Source organism: Streptomyces sp. NPDC056987 (assembly GCF_042673865.1).
GTDB lineage: Bacteria > Actinomycetota > Actinomycetes > Streptomycetales > Streptomycetaceae > Streptomyces.
Genome location: NZ_JBHURV010000014.1, coordinates 45063 through 71094, shown reverse-complemented (window position 1 = coordinate 71094; position 26032 = coordinate 45063). Strand labels below are relative to the sequence as shown.

At 70.9% G+C, this 26032-nt stretch carries 27 protein-coding genes; 9 read left to right on the top strand and 18 right to left on the bottom strand.

Annotated features, from left to right (window positions below; genetic code table 11):
* Positions 1-102 precede the first annotated feature (102 nt).
* Entirely contained in the window at positions 103-954 is an 852-nt protein-coding gene (locus tag ACFTZC_RS18310; RefSeq protein WP_382890837.1) for a helix-turn-helix transcriptional regulator, read from the bottom strand.
* 85 nt (positions 955-1039) lie between these two features.
* Here ACFTZC_RS18310 and ACFTZC_RS18305 point away from each other — a divergent pair, with 85 nt between their 5' ends.
* Entirely contained in the window at positions 1040-1822 is a 783-nt protein-coding gene (locus ACFTZC_RS18305; RefSeq protein WP_382890835.1) for an SDR family NAD(P)-dependent oxidoreductase, read from the top strand.
* A gap of 187 nt (positions 1823-2009) precedes the next feature.
* Here ACFTZC_RS18305 and ACFTZC_RS18300 read toward each other — a convergent pair whose 3' ends face one another.
* The 3 genes from ACFTZC_RS18300 to ACFTZC_RS18290 all read right to left on the bottom strand — a co-directional run bounded on the left by ACFTZC_RS18300 (position 2010) and on the right by ACFTZC_RS18290 (position 4025).
* Complete coding sequence (locus tag ACFTZC_RS18300; protein WP_382890832.1) at positions 2010-2192, bottom strand: hypothetical protein; 183 nt, start codon at positions 2190-2192, stop codon at positions 2010-2012.
* 118 nt (positions 2193-2310) lie between these two features.
* Positions 2311-3654, bottom strand: coding sequence for a hypothetical protein (locus tag ACFTZC_RS18295; RefSeq protein WP_382890831.1), 1344 nt, complete (start codon positions 3652-3654; stop codon positions 2311-2313).
* A 203-nt stretch (positions 3655-3857) separates the two neighbouring features.
* On the bottom strand, positions 3858-4025 hold the full coding sequence (locus ACFTZC_RS18290) for a hypothetical protein (protein WP_382890830.1): 168 nt from the start codon (positions 4023-4025) through the stop codon (positions 3858-3860).
* Positions 4026-4214: 189 nt separating this feature from the next.
* Between ACFTZC_RS18290 and ACFTZC_RS18285 the strand changes: the two genes are divergently transcribed.
* From ACFTZC_RS18285 to ACFTZC_RS18275, 3 genes are all read left to right on the top strand, one after another.
* Entirely contained in the window at positions 4215-4352 is a 138-nt protein-coding gene (locus ACFTZC_RS18285; RefSeq protein WP_382890828.1) for a hypothetical protein, read from the top strand.
* 132 nt (positions 4353-4484) lie between these two features.
* A complete protein-coding gene (locus ACFTZC_RS18280; RefSeq protein WP_382890826.1) occupies positions 4485-4772 on the top strand; it encodes a hypothetical protein in 288 nt (95 codons plus the stop codon).
* Positions 4773-4833: 61 nt separating this feature from the next.
* Positions 4834-5010, top strand: a complete 177-nt coding sequence (locus ACFTZC_RS18275) for a hypothetical protein (RefSeq protein ID WP_382890824.1) — start codon at positions 4834-4836, stop codon at positions 5008-5010.
* Positions 5011-5596: 586 nt separating this feature from the next.
* Here the strand turns inward: ACFTZC_RS18275 and ACFTZC_RS18270 are convergent.
* Positions 5597-6436 (bottom strand): SDR family oxidoreductase, encoded by an 840-nt coding sequence (locus ACFTZC_RS18270; RefSeq protein WP_382890822.1) that lies wholly within the window; start codon positions 6434-6436, stop codon positions 5597-5599.
* Between the two features lie 143 nt (positions 6437-6579).
* Here ACFTZC_RS18270 and ACFTZC_RS18265 point away from each other — a divergent pair, with 143 nt between their 5' ends.
* Complete coding sequence (locus ACFTZC_RS18265) at positions 6580-6900, top strand: winged helix-turn-helix transcriptional regulator (RefSeq protein WP_382890820.1); 321 nt, start codon at positions 6580-6582, stop codon at positions 6898-6900.
* A gap of 1043 nt (positions 6901-7943) precedes the next feature.
* Here the strand turns inward: ACFTZC_RS18265 and ACFTZC_RS18260 are convergent.
* A complete protein-coding gene (locus tag ACFTZC_RS18260; protein ID WP_382890818.1) occupies positions 7944-8873 on the bottom strand; it encodes an ADP-ribosylglycohydrolase family protein in 930 nt (309 codons plus the stop codon).
* Between the two features lie 549 nt (positions 8874-9422).
* Here ACFTZC_RS18260 and ACFTZC_RS18255 point away from each other — a divergent pair.
* A complete protein-coding gene (locus ACFTZC_RS18255) occupies positions 9423-9770 on the top strand; it encodes a peptidase inhibitor family I36 protein (protein ID WP_382890816.1) in 348 nt (115 codons plus the stop codon).
* Between the two features lie 213 nt (positions 9771-9983).
* Here ACFTZC_RS18255 and ACFTZC_RS18250 read toward each other — a convergent pair whose 3' ends face one another.
* From ACFTZC_RS18250 to ACFTZC_RS18240, 3 genes are all read right to left on the bottom strand, one after another.
* Complete coding sequence (locus ACFTZC_RS18250) at positions 9984-10583, bottom strand: cadmium resistance transporter (RefSeq protein ID WP_382890814.1); 600 nt, start codon at positions 10581-10583, stop codon at positions 9984-9986.
* Between the two features lie 59 nt (positions 10584-10642).
* On the bottom strand, positions 10643-10801 hold the full coding sequence (locus ACFTZC_RS18245; RefSeq protein ID WP_382890812.1) for a hypothetical protein: 159 nt from the start codon (positions 10799-10801) through the stop codon (positions 10643-10645).
* 209 nt (positions 10802-11010) lie between these two features.
* Positions 11011-12129 carry an NADH:flavin oxidoreductase gene (locus ACFTZC_RS18240; protein WP_382890810.1) on the bottom strand — a complete coding sequence of 373 codons (1119 nt, stop codon included), beginning with the start codon at positions 12127-12129 and terminating at the stop codon, positions 11011-11013.
* A gap of 140 nt (positions 12130-12269) precedes the next feature.
* Between ACFTZC_RS18240 and ACFTZC_RS18235 the strand changes: the two genes are divergently transcribed.
* Together ACFTZC_RS18235 and ACFTZC_RS18230 are read left to right on the top strand one after the other, a co-directional pair.
* Positions 12270-12767 carry an RrF2 family transcriptional regulator gene (locus ACFTZC_RS18235; protein WP_382890808.1) on the top strand — a complete coding sequence of 166 codons (498 nt, stop codon included), beginning with the start codon at positions 12270-12272 and terminating at the stop codon, positions 12765-12767.
* A 140-nt stretch (positions 12768-12907) separates the two neighbouring features.
* A complete protein-coding gene (locus tag ACFTZC_RS18230; RefSeq protein ID WP_382890806.1) occupies positions 12908-14320 on the top strand; it encodes an MFS transporter in 1413 nt (470 codons plus the stop codon).
* Between the two features lie 85 nt (positions 14321-14405).
* Here ACFTZC_RS18230 and ACFTZC_RS18225 read toward each other — a convergent pair whose 3' ends face one another.
* The 5 genes from ACFTZC_RS18225 to aztB form a co-directional block, all read right to left on the bottom strand.
* A complete protein-coding gene (locus ACFTZC_RS18225) occupies positions 14406-15434 on the bottom strand; it encodes an alcohol dehydrogenase catalytic domain-containing protein (protein ID WP_382890804.1) in 1029 nt (342 codons plus the stop codon).
* 270 nt (positions 15435-15704) lie between these two features.
* The gene (gene aztD, locus ACFTZC_RS18220) at positions 15705-16907 is read right to left on the bottom strand and encodes a zinc metallochaperone AztD (protein ID WP_382890802.1); all 1203 of its coding nucleotides are present in this window, start codon (positions 16905-16907) and stop codon (positions 15705-15707) included.
* A 140-nt stretch (positions 16908-17047) separates the two neighbouring features.
* Positions 17048-18058: a zinc ABC transporter substrate-binding protein AztC gene (gene aztC / locus ACFTZC_RS18215; protein WP_382890800.1), complete on the bottom strand. Its 1011-nt coding sequence runs from the start codon at positions 18056-18058 to the stop codon at positions 17048-17050.
* Complete coding sequence (locus ACFTZC_RS18210; protein ID WP_382890798.1) at positions 18055-19290, bottom strand: hypothetical protein; 1236 nt, start codon at positions 19288-19290, stop codon at positions 18055-18057. Before ACFTZC_RS18210 ends, aztC begins: the two co-directional genes overlap by 4 nt.
* A gap of 21 nt (positions 19291-19311) precedes the next feature.
* Positions 19312-20160: a zinc ABC transporter permease AztB gene (gene aztB / locus ACFTZC_RS18205; RefSeq protein WP_382890796.1), complete on the bottom strand. Its 849-nt coding sequence runs from the start codon at positions 20158-20160 to the stop codon at positions 19312-19314.
* A 15-nt stretch (positions 20161-20175) separates the two neighbouring features.
* Between aztB and aztA the strand changes: the two genes are divergently transcribed.
* Complete coding sequence (gene aztA, locus ACFTZC_RS18200) at positions 20176-20919, top strand: zinc ABC transporter ATP-binding protein AztA (protein ID WP_382890794.1); 744 nt, start codon at positions 20176-20178, stop codon at positions 20917-20919.
* Between the two features lie 94 nt (positions 20920-21013).
* On the opposite strand, the gene ACFTZC_RS18195 is transcribed toward aztA, so the two are convergent.
* The 4 genes from ACFTZC_RS18195 to ACFTZC_RS18180 are packed head-to-tail and all read right to left on the bottom strand — an operon-like array spanning position 21014 to position 25812.
* Positions 21014-22144: an XdhC family protein gene (locus ACFTZC_RS18195; RefSeq protein ID WP_382890792.1), complete on the bottom strand. Its 1131-nt coding sequence runs from the start codon at positions 22142-22144 to the stop codon at positions 21014-21016.
* Entirely contained in the window at positions 22137-24254 is a 2118-nt protein-coding gene (locus ACFTZC_RS18190; RefSeq protein ID WP_382890790.1) for a xanthine dehydrogenase family protein molybdopterin-binding subunit, read from the bottom strand. Before ACFTZC_RS18190 ends, ACFTZC_RS18195 begins: the two co-directional genes overlap by 8 nt.
* Positions 24251-25243, bottom strand: a complete 993-nt coding sequence (locus ACFTZC_RS18185) for an FAD binding domain-containing protein (RefSeq protein ID WP_382890788.1) — start codon at positions 25241-25243, stop codon at positions 24251-24253. The genes ACFTZC_RS18190 and ACFTZC_RS18185 overlap by 4 nt, the downstream gene beginning before the upstream one ends.
* Positions 25240-25812 carry a (2Fe-2S)-binding protein gene (locus ACFTZC_RS18180; protein ID WP_382890787.1) on the bottom strand — a complete coding sequence of 191 codons (573 nt, stop codon included), beginning with the start codon at positions 25810-25812 and terminating at the stop codon, positions 25240-25242. Before ACFTZC_RS18180 ends, ACFTZC_RS18185 begins: the two co-directional genes overlap by 4 nt.
* Between the last annotated feature and the right edge of the window lie 220 nt (positions 25813-26032).

Here is a 26032-nt window from a genome sequence, read left to right as displayed (position 1 = left end):
GGACGTCGGGCGGGCCGGGCACGGTTCTCCTCTCGTGTCACGGCCTCGGCGGCACGGCCGGAAGTCCACACCTCCGGCCCGGTACGCGCAGGTCCCCCGGTTCTACCGCTGGTAATCACCGGCCTGGGCTCCAAGGACGTTCAGGAGAGCCAGAGCCTCGGCGCCCGGGGATCCGGGCGGCGCGCTGTAGAGCACGAGGTGCTGGTCGCGGTCCGTGAGGGTGAGCGTGTCGCAGTCGACGGTGACTTCCCCGACGACCGGGTGCCGGAAGGACTTCGTGAGCGTCGGTGTGGACTGCACGTCGTGCCGCTCCCAGAGCCGGGCGAATTCGGGACCGGCGTCGCGCAACTCGTCGACCAGGCCGGTCACCGCGGGATCCGTGGGGTAGCGGGCGAGAGCGACCCGGAGTTCCGCCACCACGCGGTGGCGGAACTCGGCAGCGTCGGAAATCCCGTACAGCGGCCTCTCCGTGATCTCCGCCCCGGTGAACGCCCTGCGTGCGAGATTGCGGTCCTTGGGGGCGAGCGCGTCGAAGTCCTCCATGAGCGCGGCTGCGAGGTCGTTCCACGCGAGGACCTCGAACACGGCGGACATCACGAAGGCGGCCGTCTGCGGCAGCCGTTCAAGGAGGGTGAGGATGCTCGGGCGGACGTCGCGCCGGTGCAGCCGGGTACGGATCGGCGCCGTACCCGCGAGGACGTGGAGGTGGTCGGCCTCTTCGTCGGTCAGCCGGAGCGCGCCCGCGATCCCGGCGAGAACCTCGCCCGACGGCCTCGGTGCCCGGCCCTGTTCGAGCCGGACGTAGTACTCCGTGGAGATGTGCGCGAGCACCGCGACCTCCTCGCGGCGAAGCCCCGGGGTCCTGCGCCGCGGGCCTGAGGGGAGGCCGACGTCCTGCGGCCGGAGCCGCTCACGTCGGCTGCGGAGGAATGCCCCGAGTTCCTGCTTGTCCATACCTGAAGTGTGCGCCTTGGCCGGCAGCGGATCGTAGTACCGGCTGTGCCTGTATCCGGTACCGATCCGGAACCACGGTGGTGGCATGACAGAAAACACCACCACCGCACCCATCGGCCTGCTCACCGGCAAGGTCGTGTTCATCACCGGCGCCAGCCGCGGCATCGGCGCGGCCGCGGCCCGGCTCTTCGCCTCCGAGGGCGCCGCCGTCGTGCTCTCCGCCCGCGGCACGGACGCCCTCGACCGCATCACCGCCGAGATCCGCGCCCACGGCGGTGTCGCCGACGCCGTCCCTCTGGACCTCGCCGATCGGGCGAGCATCCGCGCCGCGGTCGACCGCGTCGAAGAGCTGCACGGACGGCTGGACGGCGCCTTCAACAACGGCGCGGCGATCCAGCGGCCCGGCCCGGTCGACACCACCAGCGACGAGGACATCGACGAGCAGTTCACCGTGAACTTCCGCTCGCACTGGACGGCCATGACCGCCGAGGCCGCGCTCATGCGGCGAAGCGGCGGCGGAGCGATCGTCAACACCTCCAGCATCGGCAGCCGCCGCGCGAATCCCGCCCTGCCCGCGTACGGGGCCATGAAACGCGCGCTCAACAGCCTCACCGAAACCGCCGCGGTGAACTGGGCCCACGACAACATCCGGGTGAACGGCATCACGCCCGGTGGCACCGCCACGGAAATGATCGACGCCTGGGAAGCGGCCACGCCCGGCACCGTCGAGCGGCTGACCGCGACGATCCCGCTCGGCCGGATGGCCGAGCCACGGCAGATCGCCGAGGCGGCCGCATGGCTGCTCAGCGACCGGGCATCGTACGTGACCGGCGCGATCATCCCGGTCGACGGCGGGGCCGGCGCCTGAGAAGACCGCCCCCGGCAGGAGCAGTCGGTCCCGCCGAAAAGCAGTCGAGCCATGACAGACAGGGCCATGTCATCCGCAGCACCACGACAGCGGCAGCCTCCGTCATCCGGCTACGAAACGTGATCGCCCGAAGGAGCCCGGGAGCAGGGTCGGAACACCGCCTCGACCGGCGAGATCACAGCTCTGGTCAGGCGGTCGGTTCGGTCTGGGCGGATGCCGCATCACCTGCTCGTTCCGGAACGCCGAAGACCGCCTTGCGCGCACCGATCACCTTCTCCAGCGTCGGCACCGCCGTTCGCGGTACACACGCATCGGCGCAGCCGAGCATCCACGGCCTGCCCGCTCCGAGGATGCTCAGGGCCTCGGCCAACTCCGCGACCGTGGGCTGTCCGCGGCCCAGGGCGCCGTGACAACTGCGGTACGCGCACCCGCAGCCGCGTGAGGGTTCGGAGCTGCGCTCGGACGGCTGCTCCGAACCCTCCGGCAGGTCAGTTGACCGCCAGGACCGCCCTGTTGTTCGTGAGATCCGGGTCGAAGTCGAAGGGGTACTGGCCGAACTCGCCGAACGCGGGGTGGATGCTCACGGCACCGGTCGCGCCGGGCACCACGGTGTCGACACGCACGGAGAACGCGAACGTACGCTGTGTGTCCTCCAGCACCCAGTACGGCAGGTCGCAGTCGTAGCGCGGGGCGCCCGTCCGCTTCGGGTAGCAGCCGGACGGCACGCCGGTGACCGTGGTGCCCTCGGGCACGATCAGGCGGACCTGGGCGACCGGGTCGCCGGAGCCGATGTTGCCGAACCAGGCCGGGCCGTTGTTCTTGAACGTCAGCTCCGCCGTGGCCGTCTCGCCCGCCGCGCCGGAGATGGCGTCGCCCGTCACCGAGAAGTCCGCGGTGTTCTCCGCGCCGATCTGGAGGGCCACGTAGTCGTTCTGGGAGTCGATGTCCTGGGCGCCGTCGCCCGGTTCGACGTCGATGTCCAGCCGCTCGTTCAGCGCGTGCGGGGCAAGTCGCACCGTCAGCGGCTCGGGCAGTTCGAAGGAGTCGCCCGGCGCCAGCACCTGGTCGAATGCACAGTCAACCTTGGTCGACAGGGCAGAGTCGTCGCCGTCCGCCGTGGTGTAGGTGCAGGCGTCGTACCGGGTCAGATCCGTCAGGCCGTACGTGGCGTACAGCGCGACGGTGAACCCGTTCGCGCTCCGGTTGCCGTTGTTGGTGACCTTGAACGGGATCGTCCGCACGTCGCCGGGCCGGCCGTCCTCGATGTCGGCGACGGGTTCGATGGCCAGGTCGGGCCCGGCGCCGACGGTGAGCGTGGTGTCGAAGCTCTCGTGCGGCGCGGTGAGCGTGCCGTCGGGGCCGCCGGTGGCCGTCGCCTCGTAGGTGATCCTGCCTCGCGCGCCGGCTTCGGCACCGTCGGCCGCGCGCACCGTCAGGAACACCTGGTCCTCGTAGTCGCCCCCGATCACGGGCACCACGGGGACGTCGCACACCGCGCTCGTGCCGCTCGGCGTGCAGTTGTCGGGCCAGGTCACCTCGGCGACCCCGGCGAGGTCGGAGACGTCGACGCTGAGCCTGCCGTCGGTCACCGTGAAGTTGTCGTTGTCGTGATAGATGCCCACGCCGAGGGTGCGGGACTGAGGCTGACCGCCGTCGGTTCCGAGCGGCAGCGTCTGCTCGTACGGCTGGTTGATCCACAACTGGTCGGTCTGCGGCGAGTCGTCGTCAGCGAACGCGGGCGCGGCGAGGCCGACCGTCAGCAGACCGGCTGCCACCGCCACGGCGGCGCCGGATCTGAGACGTACCGGGCGTCCAGCGGAGAACAGTCTCATTGCTACCCCCCAAGGGTGTCGTCACGCGACTGACGCGCCGGCGAACCCGGCGCACCTGAAGGATCATCACACGGAAGGAACGCCACCGCTCCCCGGTTTTCCGGCCCTGTCGGAGAGGGGGACCGCCGGCACAGGGTGCCGGTTGTTCTTCACGAACCGGCGCCCCCGCGAAGGGTGTTGACCGAAGAGGCTCACCAGCAGTTTCATGCCTCGACGATGATGGTGCCTATGGTCGACTCCGGCCGCCGGACCTGGATTGTCTTCAGCCGGCGCCTCGACGGGCATGCCGGCATTTGACCACCTTCAAGTGCCATGTGGGTTGCGGGATCCGTGATGCGCCGGACATCGCTGTGACTCGTCTTGTCGATCATGTGCCAAGTAAACAGGCAGCCACTGACAAGGGCCCCTTCGACCAAGTTGTCACGTCGGCGAGGAACTCAGCGCGTACCAGCGGTGCTTCGGGCTGGGCAGGGTGTCGGTGTACGTGTCGAAGCCCGATTCCTTCGGCACGGTGGGTCTGACCATCGATCGGGGGTGACAGTCTTTACGGGCCGTTGGGGATGCGTACCAGCGAGTCCTCGCGGCCGTTCGAGATTCGGCTGGACATCCGTGGCAAGCGTATCGAGGCCACCGGTGTGGACGTGCCGAAGGCCGTGCTGCCGCTGCCCCCGGCCCGGCGCGGCAGGAGCGGGCCCTGACGTACACAGCCCGGGGCACCACACCCGGCCCGCCTCGTCGACGGCCGTCTGGACCACCCACCGCTCCGGCCGACTCCTTGTGCCGGTACGATCGACCGGTAATTTGAACCCGTTCAAAAAGGGGAACAGGTCATGCCCGAGCCGACCACGCCCGTCCGGACGGATACTCCCGCCGATGCCCTGGGGCCCACCGCACTTGTTCTCGGCGCCCTCTCCACGGTGGGCGTGTGCGTGCCTGCGCTCTTCCTGTTCCCCTGGGCGGTCATCGCCGGAGCCCTCGCCGTCACTCTCGGCGCGGCGGGTATCCGCTACGCCCTCCACGGAATCGGCCGTCTGTGGACCGCCGTTGCGGGGACCGTCCTCGGCGCCGCCGGATTCGTCGGCACCGTGGCTCTCATCTGGGTGCTCGGCACTTCCTGAAGCGTGTCGCAGAAGGTTGCGGGCGGGCAGGTCGAGGCTGGTCCGGTGTGGGCTCCACTCGATGCATACGACTCTTCTCGCCCGGCGCGACTCCTCGGGCGCCCCGGATCGCAGCGTGGAGTTCGTCGAGCGTCACGCTGTCGAGGTGACCATGGTCTCCGAGCCCCTCGGCAGCTTCACGTCGGCGGCGCGGGCCGCTTTGGGCGACACGGACCTTCCCTCGGGCAGGCGCAGTTGAAGGTCCGGCGCGGACCCGCGGCCCGCTTGGTCAGGTCGGGATGAGGGACCCGGCTCCCGTACTCGCAACGGGCCGTGCGCCGGGCCGGGACCGCCGGAGCGCCTTGGCTGCCGTCGAGGGGCCGGCGGTGAGCGGGGAGTCCGCTGTGCCTGGAGGGGCGGCGGTGACGCGGCCAGGGCATAACCCTGACCGCACCGCACGGTCATGCCGTGGTCGAGGTCGGCTCGCTCGGCCGGCCCCGGTTCGCCGCGCGGATGGCGCCGCGACTGACGCCGTGTTCGCGGGCCAGGGCGGCGATGGGGCGGCCCCCCGTACGCGGTGCGGACCGTGTCGATCCGCCCGGCCGGGGTGGCCGGGCGGCGACCGCCCATGAACTCCACCATGGACACCAACTCGCCCCTCGGATGGTCCGGGCTCAGTGGATGCTTCCGCCGTCCGTCGGCAAACGATGGCGAGTCCAAAGGGCCAACAGGGCTGGCCGCACGGCGTTTAGCTGCGGCTGCAGTGTCGGCTTCGGGCCAGGTTCCTCGACTGTCAGCAGCAGATCGCCGACCGCGAAGAGCGCTTCCGGCGACACCGACCGGTCTCAGCGGAACGCGGCGGCATGGCGGGCGGCCCAGTCGACGAAGGGGCGCGGAGCGCGGCCGAGTACCCGTTGGACGTCCGGGCTGACGCGCACCTCGGCGGGGTTCGGGGAACCGAGGATGTCCAGAGTGTCGTCGGCGAGCTCTGCCGGCATGCTCTGGGTCATGCCGGCCTTGGCCTCGTCACGGGTGAGCTCGTGGAACCTCACCGGCGAGCCCAGCACGGTGGCGATGGCCTCCGCCTGCTGACGCGGAGTGATCACCTCCGGGCCGGTCAGCTCGAACACACCACTGGTGTGCCGGTCGTCCAGCAGGCAGGCCGCCGCGACCGCGGCGATGTCCGCCGGGTCGATGATCGGCACACCGACGTCACCGAAGGGCGCGGCGACGACCCGTTGTGTGCGGACGGACTCGGCCCACCACAGGGCGTTGGAGGCGAAGCCGCCCGGCCGCAGGATGGCCCACTCCAGGCCGGACTCCCGCAGCATGTCCTCCAGCGCGCGCATCGCCATCCGCGTGGGCCCGAAGGGCCTGGTCACCACACCCAGAGTGGAGAGCAGGACGACCCTGTGGACCCCACTGTCCGCGGCTTCGCCGATGATGTCGGCAGGGCGGGCTCCCGTGGCGTGCAGGTCGCCGGACAACAGCAGGAACAGCGCCTTCGCCCCCTCCAGCGCGGGCTTGAGGCCGGCCGGCTCGGCCAGGTCGGCCACCACATGGCGGACGCCGTTCGGCACCACGGCCGTGCGCCGTGACACCGCAGTCACCTGCTGGCCCGCCTCGGCCAGAGCCTGCGTCAACGGCCGGCCAATATTTCCGGTAGCCCCGGTCACCGCGATCATGATCAGCTCCTTGTCGGATGTCTTCTGTGGCCTTCACGCTAGGAGCCTTGGCTAACTCTTGGTAAGGACATACCCAGAGGTAAGCTGATGACGTGACAGGAAGCGTGCAGCACAGCCAGGCTGAGGCGACGGAGCGGTATGACGTGTTTCACACGGACTGCCCCGCCCGCGATGTGGTCGACCATGTGACCAGCAGGTGGGGCATCTGGGTGCTGATCTCCTTGCGGAACAACGACCTCCGGTTCTACGAGCTGCGCGAGAGCATCCGAGGCATCAGCGAGAAGATGCTCGCTCAGACCCTGCGCGCCCTGGTCCAGGACGGCCTGGTCTGGCGGGAGGTCGAGCCGACGACACCGCCCCAGGTCACCTACGGGCTGACCGAGTTCGGCCGGGACATCGGCGAGCCGCTGACGGATCTGTTCAACCGGATCACCCGGCGGCTGCCGCCGCGCAACGCGGAATAGCACGGTGGTGGCTGGGTCCACATCCGCGACGCCGTGGACAGGTCGCTGAGCCGGATTGAGGAGAGTGCGGGTGGGCTGGTTCACAGCGACCCTGCGGCGGACGCGGTCCTTGCCCTGCTCGACGTCACCGTCGCGAACCGGGCAGGGCGCGGCCACTGCACCGGGGAGACGCCGTGTTCCAGACCTTCGCCACAGATGAGTTGCCCACGGCGGACCGCTTCGATGCCTTCCGTGAGCAGCTGGCCATGGCGCACGTGCCCTGGAGAGGTGGTCAGCAACCATGCTGCGGATTACACGGCTTGCCTGTGGTACTGCCGCTGGGGGCCAGCTTGGTGTACGGCGTATCTGGGGCACCGGTTCTCCTGCGACGGTCCCCCAGCCTGATCCGGCAGACGGATCGGGGGACGTACAACCTCACCCTGATGTTGCGCGGCTCCGAAGCACTCTCGCAGGCGAGGCGGGAAGGCATGTGCCCGCCCCACCGACATGCATGTCGGAGACAGTTCGCGGCCCTTCGAAGCCGCTGTGGGCATGGGCGTCCCGGACTTCCGCGCCCTGTGCTTCGAGATTCCCCGGGCCCTGCTTCCTTTCCCCTCTACCAAGGCCGATGGCCTCGTGACCCGGCCCCCGTCGGGCCGAGAGGGCGTAGGGCGTCTGCTGGCCGGGTTCTGCGCCGGCTTGCCCAGGAGAGCAGTTCCTTGCGTACCTCGGACGCCCCGGCGACCATCGCCACCGCCCACCACGCCGCTTTCGCACGTGGCCTCCGCACCCGATACCGGATGGCTCCGACCGAATACCGGAATGGCCGGGCAGCGCAGCAACAACCAACCGCGCGGGCCCACCACCCGGCCGCACCGAACCGCGACGCCGGCCACTCCCGAGGCTCCGGTGAGGGTGGGTGGCGGCTCCTCGGGCCCTGACCGCGACGTTCGTCGTGCCCGGCCCGGCGGGCGTCGCGGTGCGCACGACCGCAGGAAACACTTCCGCCTTCTGATCTCCCGCTTGGCGCAGCTCCACAGGGATGCAACTTCACAGGGCTCGGTTCAGCCTGCGAGGCGGTGTGCGAGATGGAGCAGATCTGCCAGATGCAACACCCGTCCGTCGAACCCCGGGAGGGGGACATGGAGCGGCTGGGTCCAGTGGGCGGGGATTGCGTCCAGCCCGTAGTACGCGCCCGCGAGGCCTCCGGTCACCGCGGCGACGGTGTCCGTGTCACCGCCGAGGTCGATCGCCGCGCGTATCGCGTCTTCGAAGCCGGTGGTGGTCCGCAGGGCCCAGATGGCCGAGCCCAGGCAGGGCCAGACGGCACCGTTGAACTCGGTCGCCTGATCGGGGTGCCAGTCGGGCGCGAGGACGGTGGCGTAGCGGCCGCGGTGGCCGGGGTGGACGAGAGCCAGGATGTGCGGGAGCGCGGTGAGAGGGTCGGTGTCCTCGAACGCGACGCGGACGAGTTCGTGGAAGATCGCGGTACCCTCCCAGGCCGCGCGGTCACCGTGGGTGAGTGCAGCGATGCGGCGGGCCGCGTCCATGGTGGCCTCTTGACCGGCGGCCGCGAAAGAGACCGCGGAGGTCGATGCCCGCATCAAGGCGCCGTTTCCCGCTACTCGCTGGTTGACCCGAACATGTGTCACGGCGGCGAGGTCCCAGGGCATGCCGTTGGTCAGGACGTCCTCGGTCTGCAAACCGATGTCCTTGGGTTCCGATGCCGCCCACCGCTGGAAGCGGGCGAAGATGTCCGGCAGATCCAGTCCGCCCCGCTCCAGCAGCGACTCCGCGACCAGGACGGCCATCTGCGTATCGTCAGTGGCCTCGCCAGGGTCCCAGCCACCGCCTCCGCACATCTCGCCACCGGCACCAGGCACGGGAAACCGCGCGGAGAACGCTCCCTGCGGACCGAACTCGAAGGGGCCGCCCAGGGCGTCACCCACCGCTGAGCCGACGATCACGCCGGCTGCCCGCTGAATCCGCTTCATCCGCGCAGGTTATCTGCGCCGCACCGACGGCCGCGCGGCCTGAGTGGGCGGCGAGCGCGGGCAGTCGGTCCGCAGGGCGTGGTCAGCTTGTGGGCCAGGTACGCAGGAGGGCGGCGATGTCGCGGGCGGTGCATTCTTGACGACCCGCCGGGCCATGGGTCCTGAAGCAGATCCTGTTCTTCTCGCGGTGGAGCCACACACGGATTCGCACTCACGCCGCCGACGTGGGAAGAGGGTTGCCTTCTGGCCGGCCGGTGAGCGACAGCGTGTGCGGCATGCCGAGGGTGTCTCGTGAGGAATCGCAGGACATCGAAAGGAGACTCAGCAGTGGGTGAGGACACCGTCGGCCAGGAGATCTGGCCGAAGCGGCCGATGCCGGTCTGAGCGAACCGTGGAGCGCGCGACGGGTGCACCGCGTTCCGGACTGATGGGTTTTCCGGTACACCGCCTCGAACCAGGTATGGCCGAACAAAAGAGCTATCTACCGGTTTGTCGGCATTGGCGGAACACTTTTCATGGCATCCGCCTCACGTCATGGAAAGGGAACCCATGAGGACGCATCACACACGCACCGCGCTCGTCGCCGTGGCTGCCGCGCTGACTACGATCGCCACCGCCACCCCGTCCCACGCCGCGACGACGTGCGCGAGCAACGCGATCTGCCTCTGGACGGAGAAGAACGGCGGTGGCCAACTGTTCACCTGGAAGGCCGGGTACGTCGACCTTCCCTCCCAGTTCCGCGACCACACGTTCTCCTTCCGGGCCAACAGGAACGGCGCGTTCATCGACTGGAAGGGCGGCGTCAAGAACTGTCGCAACGTCCGCAAGGGCGACTTCTCGAACGACTACAGCACTGGCTTCGGCAAGATGATCGACGCGGTCGGGGACAACTGCTGACCACCGGGGAACACGAGGGGGTCCGACCGGCGAACCGGCCGGACCCCGGACCGCTCCGAACGGCGCAGCGGCACCCCGCCAGCATGGCGTTGGCGGGCCTGGGCGGAGATGGGGCGTGCGTTCGCCTCTCCTCCCGCGCGGGCCGGCCCTTCCTGGCCCCCACTCAGGCGCGAAGCGCGCGTTCGCGGATGCGGGTGGCGTACGGGTTCCGGCTCACAGGCCGAAGGCGCCTCCCTCGACGAGGATGAGCAGGCCGATGGCGATGAGCACCAGCGGGAGCAGGATGTGGCCCCATCGGCTGAGTGCCTCGGCGATGACCGGGCGGGTGGCGAAGAACCGTCCCGCGAAGCACCACACCGCCACCAGAACGAGGAAGACGATGGCGTAGACAGACATGCCGCCGACGCCGGCGGTGGCGAACACGGGAACGTAGACGCCGATGTTGTCGCCGCCGTTGGCAAAGGTGACCGCGGCGACCGCCAACGTGCCCGGGCCGCCGCCCGACGGGGACTTCTCCTCGTCGTTCTCCTCGCTCCGCTGTTTCCAGGCCTGCCAAGCCGCCTTGAGACCGAGAGCGAGAGGGAGTAGTCCGAGGTAGGGAATGGCGGCCTCGGGAAGAAAGGTCGCACCGAACGCCGCGACTGCCGCTACGGCGAGGATGGCGGCGAAGCCGAGGTACTGGCCGAGCACGATCCGGCGGGCCGATCCGGGGTGTCCGGCGCCTTGGGCGAAGAACAGGGACAGGATCAGGATGTCGTCGATGTTGGTGACGGCGAACAGGCCGGCCGCCTGTCCGATCATGCCCAGGTCCACGTACTGATGGCCTCTCTACGATCAGGAGTTGACGCGCGGTCCGCCGGAAGGCCGTGCCGTCACCGTCGGGCTCTCCAGCAGGCCCAGGCGAGACAGGCCAGGAGCCCGGTGGTCACCAGGTCGCCGCCGCGAATCGGCACACCGGGATCTTTGGATGCGATGCTGCCGACGGCGAGCGCCGCGAAGCCCACGGCCAGCCCGACCCAGATTCGTGCCACGTCCACCCCCACCGCAGATCTGACAGCCACCGTACCGCCGCTCGGAACATGGCGTCGGCCGCCCCCGGATCCCGTCAGGGGAGTTGGGTGAGTCGGGTGAGTCAATCTGTTGGTGCTGCCCTTGAACAGGGTCTCGGCGAGCGCGTCAACGGCCTGGGGGGATCGACGCGCCCGCGGGCTGTAGTACGTCTTCGAGTCGCAGGCGTCCGCTAGTTCAGGGTCTGGAGGGCTTCGGCGCCGAAGGCAACAAGCTCGGACTCCTTGCCGTCGAGGACCTTGTTCGCCCAGTGCGGGTCCGCCAGCAGCGCCCGGCCGACGGCCACGAGGTCGAATTCGTCTCGCTCCAGTCGTTCCAGGAGGCGCTCGACGCCGTCCACCCCGACGCGCGCGGCCCCGAGGGTGCTGGGGTCGAAGACGGCGTCCAGCCCTACCGAGCCGACGGTGATGACGGGCTTGCCGGTGAGCTTCCTCGTCCAGCCCGCCACGTTCAGGTCGAGCCCGGTCTCGGGGAACTCGGGTTCCCAGTAGCGGCGGCCCGAGGCGTGGAAGGCGTCGACACCGGCCTGGGCCAACGGCTCCAGCAGCGCCTGGAGTTCGTCCGGACCGGCGGCGAGCCGGGCATCGTAGTTGTACGCCTTCCACTGGGAGAAGCGCAGGATCACCGGGAAGTCGGGCGAGACCCGTTCACGGACGGCGGCGACGATGTCGGCGGCGAACTTCACGCGCGAAAGAACATTGCCGCCGTAGGCGTCGGTACGCCGGTTGGTCCGCTGCCACAGGAACTCGTCGATGAGGTAGCCGTGCGCGCCGTGCAGTTCCACACCGTCGAACCCGATGCTTTCGGCTTCGCGTGCGGCGTCACCGAAGGCCCCGATGATGTCGTCGATGTCGGAGAGCGACAGCTCCTTTCCCGCTCCGGGGGTGCCGTCGAGCGCGATGCCGGACGGACCGACCGACGGGGCGTCGGCGAACGGCGGGCTGCCCGCCTTCCGCGTGATGCCGACGTGCCACAACTGGGGCACGATCCGGCCGCCTTCGGCGTGCACGGCGTCGACGACACCGCGCCAGCCGGCGAGCTGCTCCTCGCCGTGGAAACGCGGCACGCTCTCCACGTCGCCCGCGCTCGGGTGATCGACATAGGTGCCCTCGGTGACGATCAATCCGGTTCCGCCCGCGGCCCGCCGCGCGTAGTAGGCGGCGACATTCTCCCCCGGCACACCGCCCGGGGACTGGGCCCGGGTCATCGGAGCCATCACGATCCGGTTCCGCAATTCCATGGAACCCAGCGTGAAAGGCCTGGCCAGGTACTGAGCTACGGGCGAAGGCATGAGGGCGTACTCCTAGGGACGAGTTATATGTACTTTTCAAAGGTACACATCTTGCAGCAAAGCGCAACTGTGACGAGTACGCTTTAAGGCCTGGGTGGGATGTCCGATAGGCTGCACTTGAGGAGAAAGGGTGGTGCCCCGTGTTGGACGTCCGGTTCTCCAGCGCCCTGACAACGTTGGTGTTCCTCGGCGTCGCAGCCGAGGAGGGCATTGCGGTGGTGAGTTCCAGCCAGCTCGCCGAGCACCTGAACACCAACCCGAGCCTGGTCCGCAAGCTCCTGGCCCCCCTCGTCAGGGACGGCTTGGTGGACTCGGTGAAGGGGCGCACCGGCGGCGCGAGACTGGCCCGCTCCCCGCAGGACATCCCGCTCGCCGAGGTCTACGTCAGCGTCATCGGCGACAAGCCACTGTGGACATGCCGCCCCGAGGGCCAGCACACCTGCCAGGTGTCGGCGCACACCGCGGGGTACTTCGCCCAGCTGACCGAGCGCGCCGAGCAGGCCGTACTCACGACGCTCGGCGACCAGACGCTGGCCAACGCCATGCACGAGCTGCGCTGCACGGACCACCACCACACCCGTCCGGCCGGTCCGGCCACCGGCCTGACCCACACCGGCGGTACACGGACTCAGGCGTGATCCGCTGACGTCGCCTCACCATCGGTACGGAACGGGCGTCCGGACCTTCGCCACGTCCCCGGACCTTCCCCTCGGGCACCCCTTCGGGGCACGGCGCCGGGCTGCCATGGAATGCGCAATTCGTGAAATACCGTGTTCGCATGGTGCGCGCCGGTGGTCCCCCTACCCAAGGGCAGGATGGGTCCGCGCCTTCGGGCCGGTCCCTCGCTCCGCTGCTCGCGGTCTGCGCGGGCTACTTCATGGTCATCCTGGACGTGACCGTCATCAACGTCGCCGTTCCGGTGGTGGGACGGGAGCTGTCGGCGTCCCTCACCGGGATCCAGTGGATCACCAACGGGTACACCCTGATCTTCGCCGGCCTGCTGCTCACCGGCGGTGCGCTGGGGGATCGGCTGGGCAACCGCCGGATCTTCTGCACCGGGGTGGCGGTGTTCACCGTCGCCTCAGCCGGCTGCGGACTGGCTTGGAGCACCGGCACCCTGGTCGCCGCCCGGCTGTTGGAAGGGCTGGGCGCGGCACTGATCGTGCCCGCCTCCCTCGCCCTCCTCCAACACGCCTTCCCTTCTCCCACCGAGCGCTCCCGGGCCTTCGGCCTGTGGGGCTCCATGGCGGGCATCGCCGCCTCCGCCGGTCCCCTCCTGGGCGGGCTCCTGGTCACCACCGTGGGCTGGCGCTGGGTGTTCTTCATCAATCTGCCCGTCGGATGTGCCTGCCTGCTGCTCACACTGCGCCGCGTACCCGCCTCGGCCCGGCGCACGGACCGACCCGTGGACTGGCCGGCCCAGTGCGCGGTCATCGCGGTGGTGGCCCTGCTCACCGCCGTCCTCAACGAGGCCGGACGACGTGGCTGGACGGACCCACTGATTCTGACCGGGGCGGGCCTGTGCCTGCTCGCGGCCGCCGTGTTCGTCCTGCGCGAGCACCTGGCCCGTACGCCCATGCTGCCCCTGCGGCTGCTGCACTCCCGTCCGATGAGCGGCGGAGCGGCCATCGGCCTGCTGTTCAACTTCGCCTTCTACGGCATGATCTTCACCGCCAGCCTGTACTTCCAGCACCAGCGGGGCCTGACCGCGCTGCGCACCGGGTTCGCCCTCTTCCCCGCGGTGGCCATGACCATGTTCGCCTCTGTCCTGTCCGGGCGACTCGCACGCCGTACCGGACACCGCCCGCTCGTGGTCACCGGCATGCTCCTGGGTGCGGCGGGCCTGGCGGGCTGGGCCGCGGCCGGATCCGACCCGGCCTATCCACTGCTCGTGGTGCCGATGATGGCGGCGGGCTTCGGGACGTCCTTCGCCCTCACCGGCTCGACCACCACCGTGATGTCGGCCGCCCCGGACACGTACTCGGGCACCGCCTCCGCCCTGTTCAACACCACCCGCCAGGTGGGCAGTGCCGCGGGCGTCGCGCTGGGAGGCTCCCTGCTGGCCGCCGCGGCCAGCTTCACCGCCGGGCTGCGGACCAGCATGGCCGTCGGCGCGGCGGCGTACGTGGCGGCCGCAGCCCTCGCGCTCTTCTGTATCCCGCGGAAGACCCCGCGCCACTCCCCCGGCTGAGTGGGGCGCGCGGCGGCGGTCTCCGCGGCTCAGGGCAACCGTACGGGCCCGTGGAACAGCGCCGTCGGGTCGCGAACGTACCGGGTCACCCCACCGTGAGGACCATCCGGAAGCGGGCCTTGCCGGCGAGCATCTTCTGGAATGCCTCCTCCGCGCGGTCCAGCGGCACGGGCTCGGTCATGGGCCGGATGTCGTGCAGGGTGCTGAACGCCATGGTGTCCTCGACGTCCTGCGCGGTGCCGGAGGGGTGGCCCCTGATGACATAGGCGTCCGAGAGCAGTTGGGACGGGTTGATGCCCAGCGGCGCGGTGTCGGCTCCGATGACCACGAGTTCACCCCGGGGCGCCAGGCCGTTCACGACGGAGGTGATGGCCCCGGAGTTCGCGGCGGTCGCCAGGAGGACCTTGGCACCGCCGAGGGACCGCAGACTCTCGGCAGCCGGGGTGCCGGCCGTGCTGTCCACGTAGTGATGAGCACCGAGTCGCTCGGCGAAGCCGGCCTTCTCCGGACCGCGCGCGATCGCCACGGTCTCGAACCCCATCGCGACCGCGTACCGCACGGCGAGGTGCCCCAGGCCGCCGAGCCCGAGCACCGCGACCAGGTCCCCGGGCCGGGCGGAACTGCGCCGCAGCCCGTTGAAGACCGTCACACCGGCGCACGCGAGGGGCCCGGCGTCGGAGGCCGTCAGCCCGTCGGGGATACGGGCCAGTGCGTCGACGGGGGCGATCACCTTCTCGGCGAATCCCCCGTCGTACGTCCACCCGGGAACCTTCAGGTTCCGGCAGACGATGAAGTCGCCCTGTCTGCACGGCCTGCAGTGTCCGCAGCTCCCGCCGAACCAGCCGACGGCGACCCGGTCACCGACCTGCCAGCCCTGCTCCCCGGCGCCATCGCCCAGTTCCTCGACGCGCCCGGCGATCTCGTGCCCGGGCACGACGGGGAAAGACACTCCCGGCAGTCCGCCGCTCACGAAGAAGGCATCGCTATGACAGATCCCGCATGCCTCCACGGCAATCCTGACCTGACCGGAATCCGTCTGCCTCAGCTTCCGCTCGGTGAGTTCGAGCGTGCCGTTCGGAGCGGTCACCTCCGCGGCTCGGTACGTATCCTTCATCGGCGCTCCTCGGAAGTCGTACCCGTGGACCGGCGGGCCCGTCCGGGGGCCGTTGTTTCCGGGAGACTCCTCCTCGGTCGCGTCCCACGGTGTTCCGCCGGAATTCCATTCTCAAGGCGGAAGAGGCCGACGGCAATCCACGACGCCCGTCGACCGCCCCTGAGCTGCGAGAAACGGCGACTCCCCGATATCGCGACTGATCACCTCCGGACCAGGTTGACCGGCTGGACAGCCCCCCGCGGCCGTCACGGCCGCGGGGGGGCCGCGCAGTCAGTGTGGTCCCTCGACGACGCCTGACAGCTCGTTGGTGCTCTCCGGCAGGGTGACGGAGGCCGTCTTCCTGCCGGTCGCCAGGTCGATGGCGTGCAGGGCCTTCTCGCCGGGGTCGGAGACGTACGCGGTGCCGTCGCGGACGAACAGGGTGGGCCGGGCCCGCTGCCAGTCCAGCGGCTCCTGCCACGTGCCCACGGCGGGGATCCTCTTCTCGACTTCGCCGCTGTTCTGGTCGATGACGTGGAGGGCGCCGTCGGTGCCGAGGACGAGGGCCTCGCCCCGCGGGCCTCGGGCCAGCGAGCGGAAGGAGTAGCTGGTGCCCAGGTCGACCAGGCGCAGCTTCTTCTTCTCCGTGTCGATGAGGGAGATGCGGGTCGGCCGCTCCAGCTCGGCCTCCGGGTCGGTCTTGTAGTCACCCAGCAGGACCGGGGAGGCGTCGCTGCCGGCCTGGTTGCCGATGCGGCCGTAGTCGTCGGGAGCGTCGACCTTGGTGAAGTTCCCGTCCTGGTAGATCAGGATGCCGTCCTCGCAGCCGACGGCGACGGCCTCGTTCCGGGCCGCGGCCTCGCCGTGCACACCGGGGCACTTCTCGTTGCGGGTGATCTCCATGTTGTTCTCGTCCAGCACCAGCGCGCCGGTCCGCTTCTCCTCGGTGCCCAGGGTGCTGAGGAGTTCGCCGTTGGCCAGTTCGATGGCGACACCGTGGTGTGCCTCGGCGGAGGAGTAGGTACGTCCTTCCGGCTTCCTGCCGTCGCTCAGATCGGCGGGGTCGAAGACGTTGACCTCTCCGGTGCCGTCGGTGAAGAGCGCCGTCCTGCCCGCGTGCCGTACGACGTGGCCGGGCTTGGACCCCTGGTACTCGATGTCGGTGAGGGCCTGCCCGGTGGCGTCCAGCACGCGGAAGCCCGTACCGGTGGAGACGATGACGTGGTCCTGGTCACCGGCGGGGTTGACCCGGTTGAAACCGGGCATCTCGATGGTCCCGGTCAGCTTGAGGTTCTCACCGTCCAGGATGTACAGGCCGCCGTCGAAGGTGGCGACCAGCGGGTCCTTGACCGTGGCGGCGGGCGTGGCGTTCGCGGCGCCCTCGGCCTTGGCGTCGGAGGAGGCATCGTTCCCCGCGCAGGCCGTCAGGACGGTGGACACCGCCAGGGCGAGTGCCGTCCCCGTGAGGACTCTGCCGCGTATCGGCTTGTTCATCGGTGTGTTCCTTTCCGCGCCGCTCGGTGGCGGCGAGTGGTGTGACGGGTCCGGTCCGGTCGCCCGGTGTCCGTCCGGGGACTGAGCCGGTTTCCGTCCGGGGACTGAACCGGCTTCCGTCCGGGGGGGGTTGAGGGGGGTCAGTCGCCGTTCGTCGCGGCGGTCAGGCCGTCGGTCATGGCCGTGGTGTTGGCGCGCATCATCCGCAGGTAGGTGTCGGCGCCCTCGCCCTGGGCGGTCAGCGACTCCGAGTGGAGCTCCACGACCCGGACCCGGCCGCCCAGTTCCGCGCGCAGCACCTCGGCGAGGCGGGTGGGCCGGGAGGAGTCGGCGAACACGGTGCGTACGCCGGCCTCCGCCATCGCCTCGGTGAGCGAACGCAGGTCGGAGGAGCTGGGTGAGGCCAGTGTGGTGCCGCTGGGGATCACCGCGCCGATCACCTCGAAGCCGAAGCGGTCGGCGAGGTAGCCGAAGACGTGGTGGTTGGTCACCAGGGCGCGCTTGTCCTCGGGAACCCGGTCGAAGGACTTCTCCATCCAGGCGGTGAGGACCGTGAGTTCCTCGTCGTAGCGGTCGGCATGTGCGTGTATCGCGCTCGCGTCCACCCCGTCGACATGCTTGATCACCTGGTCGGCTATCAGGCCGGCGACCTTGCGCACCCGGTCGGGATCGGTCCAGAAGTGCGGGTCGGGTTGTCCTTCCGCTTCCTCGGGGCCCGTCCCCGAGGTCTTGCCGCCGCCGTCGGCCGCCGTCCGGAAGGTGAGCGGGTCGGCCGCTTCGCCGGCCGCGAAGGTGGCGACGCCGGACTCGCGGGCGGCGTCCACGTGCCGCAGGACGTTCTCCTCCAGCCCCAGGCCGTTGTGGACCACGAGGTCGGCGCGCTCCAACTCGGCGGCCTGCACCGCCGACAGCCCGAAGGAGTGCGGATCGGCGCCGGGCTTCATCAGGACGGTGACGTCGGCTTCCGCCCCGGCGATCTCCCGGGTGATGTCGCCGAGGATGTTGGTCGTGACGACGATACGGGGCCGGTCCTCACCGGTGGTGCACGCGGAGGCGGCGGCGGCCGTGACGAGGGCGAGCAGGCCCACGATCAGGCTGCGCAGCCGTGCCACGCCCACCCGCAGGCGCCGCTTCGCCGCGCTCCGGCTCATCGGCCGGTCTCCGCCATGAGGACCGGCTCGATGTCCAGGTCGAAGGAGCGCGCGATGCGCAGACCGTCGTTGTAGTCGATCTCGAACACCCGCTTGCCTTCAGGGTCGTTGACATAGGCGCGGCTGCGGTCGATCTCGATCACGGGGGCGCTGTGGTCGGTGTCGGCCCGCTCTTCCCGGGTGAGGAGCGGGCCGGTCCGGGCGGTCTGCCGTCCGGTGGCGATGTCGTAGCCGTGCAGTGAGCCGTCGGTCTCCAGGACGAGCAGCGGGGAGCCCTCTCCGGCGGTGTTGGCGGCGACGACGGGCCCGGTGTCCACCCGGGTCCAGGTCCGTGCGGTGACGTCCAGGACCCATACGGCGTCGTCTCCGGCCGGTGCGGTGAGGGTGTCGCTGCCGGGGCGCCGGTGGAAGGAGGTGGCGCGTTCCGTCGTCGGGACATCCTCGCCGTAGGGGATCTCCTCGACGGTGAAGGCGCCGTCCTCGTTACGGACGAGCAGGGCTCCGCCGGAGCAGCCGAGGACCACGCCACGCCGGGTGACGGCGTCTCCTCGTGGTTCCTCGCACGGCGCCTCCGGGGAGGCGACGCGCCTGCCCTTCCGGTCGAGCACGACGAGCTTGGTGGTGCCCGCCTCGTCGGCGAAGGCCAGCAGGTGTTCCTCGTACGGCAGGACGGCTCCGGTGTACGTGCCCGCGAGCGTCCGGGACGAGACGATCTCGCCCTTCTCCAGCTTGCTCCGGTCGTACAGGACGGCCCGCCCGTCCCCGTCGGTCACCGCGGTCACGACCCTGTCGCTGCGCACCTGCGCCCGGCGGCCCACGGCCAGCTTGCCGACATCACGTGATGCCGCGCTGTAGTAGTGGACGTGGTCCCCGTGGTCCACCATCCAGGCGCCGCCGTCGAGCACGTGGGTGCCGCCGGAGGTGTGGAGATAGCCGAATCGTCCGTCCGTGCCCAGCCGGACGGCGCCTTGCACCCGGGCCGTCGTGCGCACCGTGCCGGTGGTGAGGTCGAGAACCCTGCTGTCGCCGCTGTGCGGGTCGTTGAGGAGCAGACGGGACTGCTGCTCGGCGGCCTCGTCCGCCCCCTCGACATACCCGTGCGGAGTGGCGGACGAGGAACTCGCCGGGGGGCGTGGGTCGTGCTCCATCTCCCCCGCGCAGCCCGTGGCGAGCAGCGCGGTGAGCACCAGTGCGGCCGAAGCCCACGGAGTGACATTTCTGTGGACGGTCATGGCATTCGCCTCAGGCTTCTGTCAGTTGACTTCGAGGGCGGGGGCAGGGCGCGTACGACGGTGACGGAGGCCGGATGCCAGGTGGGAGAGGAAGAACAGGCTCACCGCGAGGGCCGAGACGGTCGCGCCGGCGGCGGTGCCCAGGTGCCAGGACAGCAGGAGGCCGCCGAACGTGGCGGCGACACCGAGGAGCGCGGCGAGCGCCATCACCCCACCGACGCCGCGCGCCCACGGCAGGGCCGCCGCCGGCGGAGCGATGAGCAGGCCGAGGACCAGCAGCGTTCCCACGATGTGGAACGAGGCGACGATCGCCAGGCCGAGCAGCCCGAGCAGTACGGCGTTGGCCAGGCGCGGACGCAGTCCCAGTGTCCGGGCCTTGCCCGGGTCGAACGCCAGGGCCAGGAAGGAGCGGTGGCCGAGGACCGACACCGCCAGCGCCACGGACAACGCTCCCGCGAGCAGAAAGAGGTCCTGCCGGCGGACGGCCAGGACGTCACCGAACAGGAAGCCGGTCAGGTCCACCGCGAACGACTGCGAGCGGGAGACGATGATCACGCCGAGCGAGAGCATGCCGACGAAGAGCAGTCCGATGCCGGTGTCCTGGGACAGCCTCGGGGTGCGCCCGAGCGCCGTGACGCCGGCCGTCATGACGGCGGCGCTGACCACCGCGCCCACCAGCAGGTTCGTGCCCAGCAGCGCGGCCAGCGCAACCCCCGGCAGCAGGCCGTGGGACATGGCGTCGCCGAGGAAGGCCATCCCCCGCAGAACCACCCAGGTGCCCGCCGGCGCGCAGATCGCGGACACCAGGATGCCGCCCCACAGGGCTCGCTGCACAAAGGCCACCTCGAACGGGGCCGTCAACCATTCCATGGCGAGGACACTACAATGAAAACCATGTTCAACAAACCGCCTTCCTCGCCCGCCTCGCCCCGGGACCGGACTTCTCGCGTCCACTTCACCGATCTGTGCGCCGGCTACCCCGGTCGCCCCGTGCTGCGACAACTCACCGCAGAAATAGCGAGGTTGAGGACGACGGCGCTCGTCGGACCGAACGGCAGCGGCAAGTCGACCCTGCTCGGCGTTCTCGCCGGTGTGATCCGTCCGACAGCCGGCGACATCCGGCACAGCGGAGAACGGCCACCGGCGTTCGTACCGCAGCGCGGAGCCTCCGGTGACACCCTGCCGCTCACCGTTCGGCAGACCGTGGAGATGGGACGCTGGGGCGAGCGCGGACCGTGGCGCCGGCTGACCCGCCGGGACCACTCAACCGTGGACGCCGCGCTGGAGCGGCTCGGCATCGGTGACCTCGCCCCACGTCAACTGGGGGAACTGTCCGGCGGACAGCGTCAACGCGCCCTCATCGCACAGGGGCTGGCACAGGAATCGGACCTGCTGCTCCTCGACGAACCGACCACGGGTCTGGACCCGGAGGCGAGGGAACGGATCAGCGCCCTCCTGACGGCACTCGTCGCGGACGGCGTGACGGTCGTACACGCCACGCACGACCTGGCGGCCGCACGCGCGGCGGACACCTGCCTCCTGCTCCAGGACGGCCGCCTCACCGCACAAGGACACCCCGATCACGTACTCACCGCGTCGACGCTGACCCGAATCCGTCACCTGCTCTGAAGCACCCGCCCCGGCTGCCCCGGGCGGCACGACGGCGGGCTGTTCCGCCCACCGACCAACCCGCCCGCCGGCCGACCACCGGCCTCCCCGGCCGTCAGGCCGTCCGTGCGGCCGGCTCGCGGTGGATCGGGGCGACCGTGCCGGTCAGGGGCACACCGGTGCCACCGCGGCGGGCGGCGACGATCTCCGCCGCGATCGACAGGGCCGTCTCCTCGGGCGTCCGGCCTCCGAGGTCGAGACCGATGGGTGACCGCAGGCGCGCCAACTCCGTGTCGCTCAGGCCCGCTTCTCGCAGACGGCGGTCGCGGTCCAGGTGGGTGCGCCGTGAGCCCATCGCGCCGACGAACGCCGCCGGTGTCCGCAGTGCGACCTCCAGGAGAGGTATGTCGAACTTGGCGTCGTGGGTGAGCACGCACAGCACGGTCCGGGCGTCCGTCCGGGTACCCCGCAGATAACGGTGCGGCCAGTCCACGACGATCTCGTCGGCGCCCGGAAAGCGAGCCCGGGTCGCGAAGACGGGCCGGGCGTCGCACACGGTGACGTGGTAGCCGAGGAACTTGCCGGCGCCGACCAGCGCCGCCGCGAAGTCGACCGCGCCGAAGACGATCATGCGCGGCGGTGGCAGGCTCGACTCGATCAGCAGGGTGAGACCGCCCGGACAGCGCGCACCGTCCTCCGTGAGCTCTACCGTTCCGGTGCGGCCCATGTCCAGGGCCGTCCCCGCCTCGGCCGCGGCCGTACGGTCCAGTTCCGCTCCCCCGCCGAGTCCCCCCTCCCAGGCCCCGCCGGCCCGTACCAGCAGGGCGCCGCCGAGCAGTCCGGCCGGACCGCGCACGACACGGGCCAGGGCCACCGCCTCGCCGGCCGCCGCCAGGTCCAGCGCCGATCGCAGGAGGGTCCTGGCGGGCGTATCGGAGGTCAGCGGGGTGATCAGCACGTCGAGGACACCGCCGCAGGTCAGCCCCACGGCGAAGGCGTCCTCGTCGCTGTGGGCGAAGCGTTCGAGCACGCTCCCGCCGTCTCTGAGGGCCTGTTCGCACAGCTCGTAGACCGCGCCCTCGACGCAGCCGCCGGAGACCGAGCCGATGACGGTGCCGGCGGAGTCGACGGCGAGGGCCGCGCCCGGGCCGCGCGGGGCGCTGCCGCCGACGGCCACCACGGTGGCCACGGCGACATCGCGTCCCTCCTCCAGCCAGCCGAGCAGATCGGGTGCGAGATCAAGCATCCCGGCCCGCCCGCAGAACCCGGTCCGGGCGGATCGGCAGGCTCCGGTGGCGCACTCCGGTCGCGTGCCGGACCGCGTTGGCGAGGGCCGCCGCGGCGCCCACGATGCCGATCTCTCCGATGCCCTTGATGCCTCCGGCGGGGTCGTCGGGGTCGGGATCGTCCACCCAGTCCGCCTCGATGCGGGGCACGTCGGCGTGGGCGGAGATGTGGTAACCGGCCAGGTCCGCACCGACGAGGCCGCCGGACGCCGGGTCCCGCACCGCTTCCTCGTGCAGGGCCATGGAGATGCCCCAGATCATGCCGCCGATCAACTGCCCCCGCGCGGTCAGCGGGTTGACGATGCGTCCCGCCGCGAAGACGCCGAGCATCCGCCGCACCCGCACCTCGCCGGTCGTGATGTCGACGGCGACCTCGGCGAACTGGGCGCCGAAGGAGTGACGTTCCTTGTGCGCGAGAGCGGCCACGGCCTCCGTGGTGTCGGAGCGTACGGTGATGCCGTCGGGCGGGATGTCCATGCCCGGGACGAGCCGTTCCCGCAGCTCGGCGGCGGCCGCCGTGACGGCCCAGGACCAGGACCGGGTGCCCATGGAGCCGCCCGCGATCATCGCCGGTCCGAACGCGCTGTCGCCTAGCCGCACCCGCACCCGGTCCGGCGCCACGTCCAGCGCGTCCGCGGCGACCAGGGTGAGGGCGGTCCGCGCGCCGGTGCCGATGTCCGCCGCGGAGATCCGTACGGTGAACCCCCCGTCCGGCTGCGCGGTGATCGCGGCCGTCGACGGCATGACGCCCGCGCCGAAGGAGGCGGCCGCGGTGCCCGTGCCCAGCAGCCAGCGGCCGTCCCGGCGCCGTCCCGGCCTCGGGTCACGCAGCGCCCAGCCGAAGCGGCGGGCGCCTTCCTCGAAGCAGGCACGCAGATTGCGCCCGGCGAACGGCAGACCGGAGACGGGCCCCCTGTCCGTATCGTTGCGCAGGCGCAGTTGGACGGGGTCGACGCCGGCCTTCTCGGCGAGTTCGTCCAGGGCGGACTCCAGGGCGAAGGAGCCGGGCGCCTCGCCGGGGCCTCGCATCCAGGTGGGGCTCGGGACGTCCAGGCCCACGACGCGGTTCTCCGTGCGGTGGGCGTCGGCGTCGTACATCACCCGGGCCACCCCGGCGCTCGGTTCGACGAACTCGTGCACCGTGGAGGTGCGGCTCAGGGAGCGGTGTTCCAGAGCGCGCAGCCGCCCGTCGGCATCGGCTCCGAGCCTGATCCGCTGGACGGTGGGACTGCGGTGTCCGGCCAGCGTGAACATCTGACGCCGGGTCAGGACGACGCGTACCGGACGCCGCAGGACGGAGGCGGCCATCACGGCGGCCACCTGGTGGGCGCGGACGCCCTTGCTGCCGAAGCCACCGCCCACGTGCTCGGAGCGTACGCGCACCATGGACGGGTCGAGGGAGAAGAGATCGGCCAGCTCCCCGACGACCCAGGTGGCGCCCTGGTTGGAGTCGACCACGTCGAGCCGGCCGCCGTCCCAGCGCGCCGTCACGCCGTGCGGCTCCATGGGGTTGTGATGCTCTTCCGGAGTGGTGTACTCGGCGTCCAGGACGACGGCGGAGGCGGCGAGCTCGGCTTCCAGGTCGCCCTTGGACGTCACCGCGGGCGTACGGCCCTCCGCCGGACGGGAGTCCGGTCGGTCCGCGCCGAAGTCGATGTCGTGCGGCTGCGGTTCGTAGTGCACGACGAGGGCGTCGGCCGCCTCCCGTGCCTCCTCGGGTGTCCGAGCGACCACCAACGCCACCGGCCAGCCCCGGTGCGGCACCCGGTCGTGCTGGAAGACGGCGCAGGTGGGGTCGGGGCTGGTCCCGAGCAGACCGGCGTAGTCGGTGTGGAGCCGTGGGGCGTTGCGGTGGTCCAGTACGGCGAGGACGCCGGGCATGCGCAGTACGGGTTCGGTGACGATGTCCCGGACGCGGCCGCGGGCGACGGTGGACAGCACCAGCCAGCCGTGGGCCAGGCCGGCGAAGGGGATCTCGCCCGCGTAGCGGGCCGCGCCGGTGACCTTGTCGCGGCCTTCCACGCGGATGTGGCCGGTGCCGACGGAACCGGTCCTCGTGGCAGTGGTCATCGGGTGGCCTCCCGCGCCAGTTCGCTCAGCACGGCCACGGTGAGGTTACGCATCAGAGTCACCTTGTACTCGTTGTACGGCAGGGGCCGGGCGGCGGTCAGTTCGGCGTCCGCCGCGGCGGCGAAGGTCTCGGCGTCCGCGGGCGCGCCCGCGAGGACCCGTTCCGCCGCGCGGGCCCGCCAGGGGCGGGAGGCGACCGCGCCGAACGCGAGGCGCACGTCGCGCACGACGCCGTCGCGGACATCGAGAGCGGCGGCGACGGAGCCGATGGCGAAGGCGAACGAGGCACGCTCGCGCACCTTCCGGTAGCGGGAGCGGGCGGCGACCGGGGCCGGGGGCAGTGTGACGCCGGTGATCAGTGCCCCCTCCGGCAGGGATGTCTCACGGTGCGGGGTGTCGTCGACGGGGAGGTAGAACCGGTCGAGCGGCGACTCGCCCGGTCCGGCGGCCGTCTCGTAGTGCACCACGGCGTCGAGGGCGGACAGGGCGACGGCCAGGTCCGACGGGTGCACGGCCACACAGTGCGCGGAGGCGCCGAGCACGGCGTGGTTGTGGTGTTCACCGCGGATCGCGGGGCAACCGCTGCCGGGTTCCCGCTTGTTGCACGGCATGGTGGTGTCGGCGAAGTAGGCGCAGCGGGTGCGCTGGAGAAGGTTGCCGCCGACGGTGGCCATGTTGCGCAGTTGTCCCGAGGCGCCCGCGAGGACCGCCTGGGCCAGCACCGGATAGCGGAGCCGGACGTCGGGGTGGGCGGCGAGGTCGCTGTTGGTGACGGTGGCGCCGATCCGCAGACCGCCGCCGGGTGTGGACTCGACGCGGTCCAGGGGCAGTTCGCGTACGTCGACGAGGCGGCCGGGCCGCTCGACGCCGCTCTTCATCAGGTCGACCAGGTTGGTGCCGCCCGCGAGGACACGGGCGGCGGGATCGGCGTCGAGGAGGGCGACCGCGTCCGGCACGCCGAGGGCGCGCTGATAGCCGAACTCCCTCATGCCGCGGCCCCCTCGGTGTCCGCGGCCACCGGGGCTTCGTGGGCCGTCCGCGCGGCACGGGCCACGGCGTCGACGATCGAGTTGTAGGCGCCGCACCGGCACAGGTTGCCGCTCATCCGCTCCCGGATCTCCTCGGCGGTCAGCGGTGGCGGCCCGGCCTCGGGCCGGAGGTCCGGGGAGACGGCGCTCGGCCAGCCGTCGCCGTGTTCCCGCAGCACACCGATCGCGGCGCAGATCTGGCCCGGAGTGCAGTACCCGCACTGGTAGCCGTCGAGGTCGAGGAACGCCTGCTGCACCGGGTGCAGTCGGTCGCCGTCGGCCAAGCCCTCGATCGTGGTGATCTCCCGCCCTTCGGCCGCGACCGCGAGTTGCAGGCAGGCCACCGTCCGGCGGCCGTCGACCAGGACCGTGCAGGCACCACACTGTCCCTGGTCACAGCCCTTCTTGGTGCCGGTCAGGTCGAGACGCTCGCGCAGGGCGTCCAGCAGGGTGGTGCGGTGGTCGACGGGCAGCGTGTGCTTCTCGCCGTTGACGTTCAGACTGATGACACTTGACGTCGGTAAATCCATGAACAGCTTCTTTCGCGTGGTCCGCGACGGTCGGAGCGCCGACGGGCGGGCCGACCGGGCATGGAACGAGTGCACTGTCGGTGGCAGGGGCGGGTTCGGTGGAGCTGTCCTGCGGACAGGCAGGACAGGCAGGACAGTCGGGCACGAGGGCACGGGTGCGTGGCTGCCGGACAGCCGTCCCCACGGCTATGGTGGACGCGTCCGGACAGCTGTCCGCTAC

Bases quoted from the DNA above. Each gene is read 5' to 3' on its own strand.
- ACFTZC_RS18310 (WP_382890837.1), bottom strand. From the start codon at position 954: ATGGACAAGCAGGAACTCGGGGCATTCCTCCGCAGCCGACGTGAGCGG.
- ACFTZC_RS18305 (WP_382890835.1), top strand. From the start codon at position 1,040: ATGACAGAAAACACCACCACCGCACCCATCGGCCTGCTCACCGGCAAG.
- ACFTZC_RS18295 (WP_382890831.1), bottom strand. From the start codon at position 3,654: ATGAGACTGTTCTCCGCTGGACGCCCGGTACGTCTCAGATCCGGCGCC.
- ACFTZC_RS18290 (WP_382890830.1), bottom strand. From the start codon at position 4,025: ATGATCGACAAGACGAGTCACAGCGATGTCCGGCGCATCACGGATCCC.
- ACFTZC_RS18285 (WP_382890828.1), top strand. From the start codon at position 4,215: ATGCGTACCAGCGAGTCCTCGCGGCCGTTCGAGATTCGGCTGGACATC.
- ACFTZC_RS18280 (WP_382890826.1), top strand. From the start codon at position 4,485: ATGCCCGAGCCGACCACGCCCGTCCGGACGGATACTCCCGCCGATGCC.
- ACFTZC_RS18275 (WP_382890824.1), top strand. From the start codon at position 4,834: ATGCATACGACTCTTCTCGCCCGGCGCGACTCCTCGGGCGCCCCGGAT.
- ACFTZC_RS18270 (WP_382890822.1), bottom strand. From the start codon at position 6,436: ATGATCGCGGTGACCGGGGCTACCGGAAATATTGGCCGGCCGTTGACG.
- ACFTZC_RS18260 (WP_382890818.1), bottom strand. From the start codon at position 8,873: ATGAAGCGGATTCAGCGGGCAGCCGGCGTGATCGTCGGCTCAGCGGTG.
- ACFTZC_RS18255 (WP_382890816.1), top strand. From the start codon at position 9,423: ATGAGGACGCATCACACACGCACCGCGCTCGTCGCCGTGGCTGCCGCG.
- ACFTZC_RS18240 (WP_382890810.1), bottom strand. From the start codon at position 12,129: ATGCCTTCGCCCGTAGCTCAGTACCTGGCCAGGCCTTTCACGCTGGGT.
- ACFTZC_RS18230 (WP_382890806.1), top strand. From the start codon at position 12,908: ATGGTGCGCGCCGGTGGTCCCCCTACCCAAGGGCAGGATGGGTCCGCG.
- ACFTZC_RS18225 (WP_382890804.1), bottom strand. From the start codon at position 15,434: ATGAAGGATACGTACCGAGCCGCGGAGGTGACCGCTCCGAACGGCACG.
- aztD (WP_382890802.1), bottom strand. From the start codon at position 16,907: ATGAACAAGCCGATACGCGGCAGAGTCCTCACGGGGACGGCACTCGCC.
- aztC (WP_382890800.1), bottom strand. From the start codon at position 18,058: ATGAGCCGGAGCGCGGCGAAGCGGCGCCTGCGGGTGGGCGTGGCACGG.
- ACFTZC_RS18210 (WP_382890798.1), bottom strand. From the start codon at position 19,290: ATGACCGTCCACAGAAATGTCACTCCGTGGGCTTCGGCCGCACTGGTG.
- aztB (WP_382890796.1), bottom strand. From the start codon at position 20,160: ATGGAATGGTTGACGGCCCCGTTCGAGGTGGCCTTTGTGCAGCGAGCC.
- aztA (WP_382890794.1), top strand. From the start codon at position 20,176: ATGAAAACCATGTTCAACAAACCGCCTTCCTCGCCCGCCTCGCCCCGG.
- ACFTZC_RS18195 (WP_382890792.1), bottom strand. From the start codon at position 22,144: ATGCTTGATCTCGCACCCGATCTGCTCGGCTGGCTGGAGGAGGGACGC.
- ACFTZC_RS18190 (WP_382890790.1), bottom strand. From the start codon at position 24,254: ATGACCACTGCCACGAGGACCGGTTCCGTCGGCACCGGCCACATCCGC.
- ACFTZC_RS18185 (WP_382890788.1), bottom strand. From the start codon at position 25,243: ATGAGGGAGTTCGGCTATCAGCGCGCCCTCGGCGTGCCGGACGCGGTC.
- ACFTZC_RS18180 (WP_382890787.1), bottom strand. From the start codon at position 25,812: ATGGATTTACCGACGTCAAGTGTCATCAGTCTGAACGTCAACGGCGAG.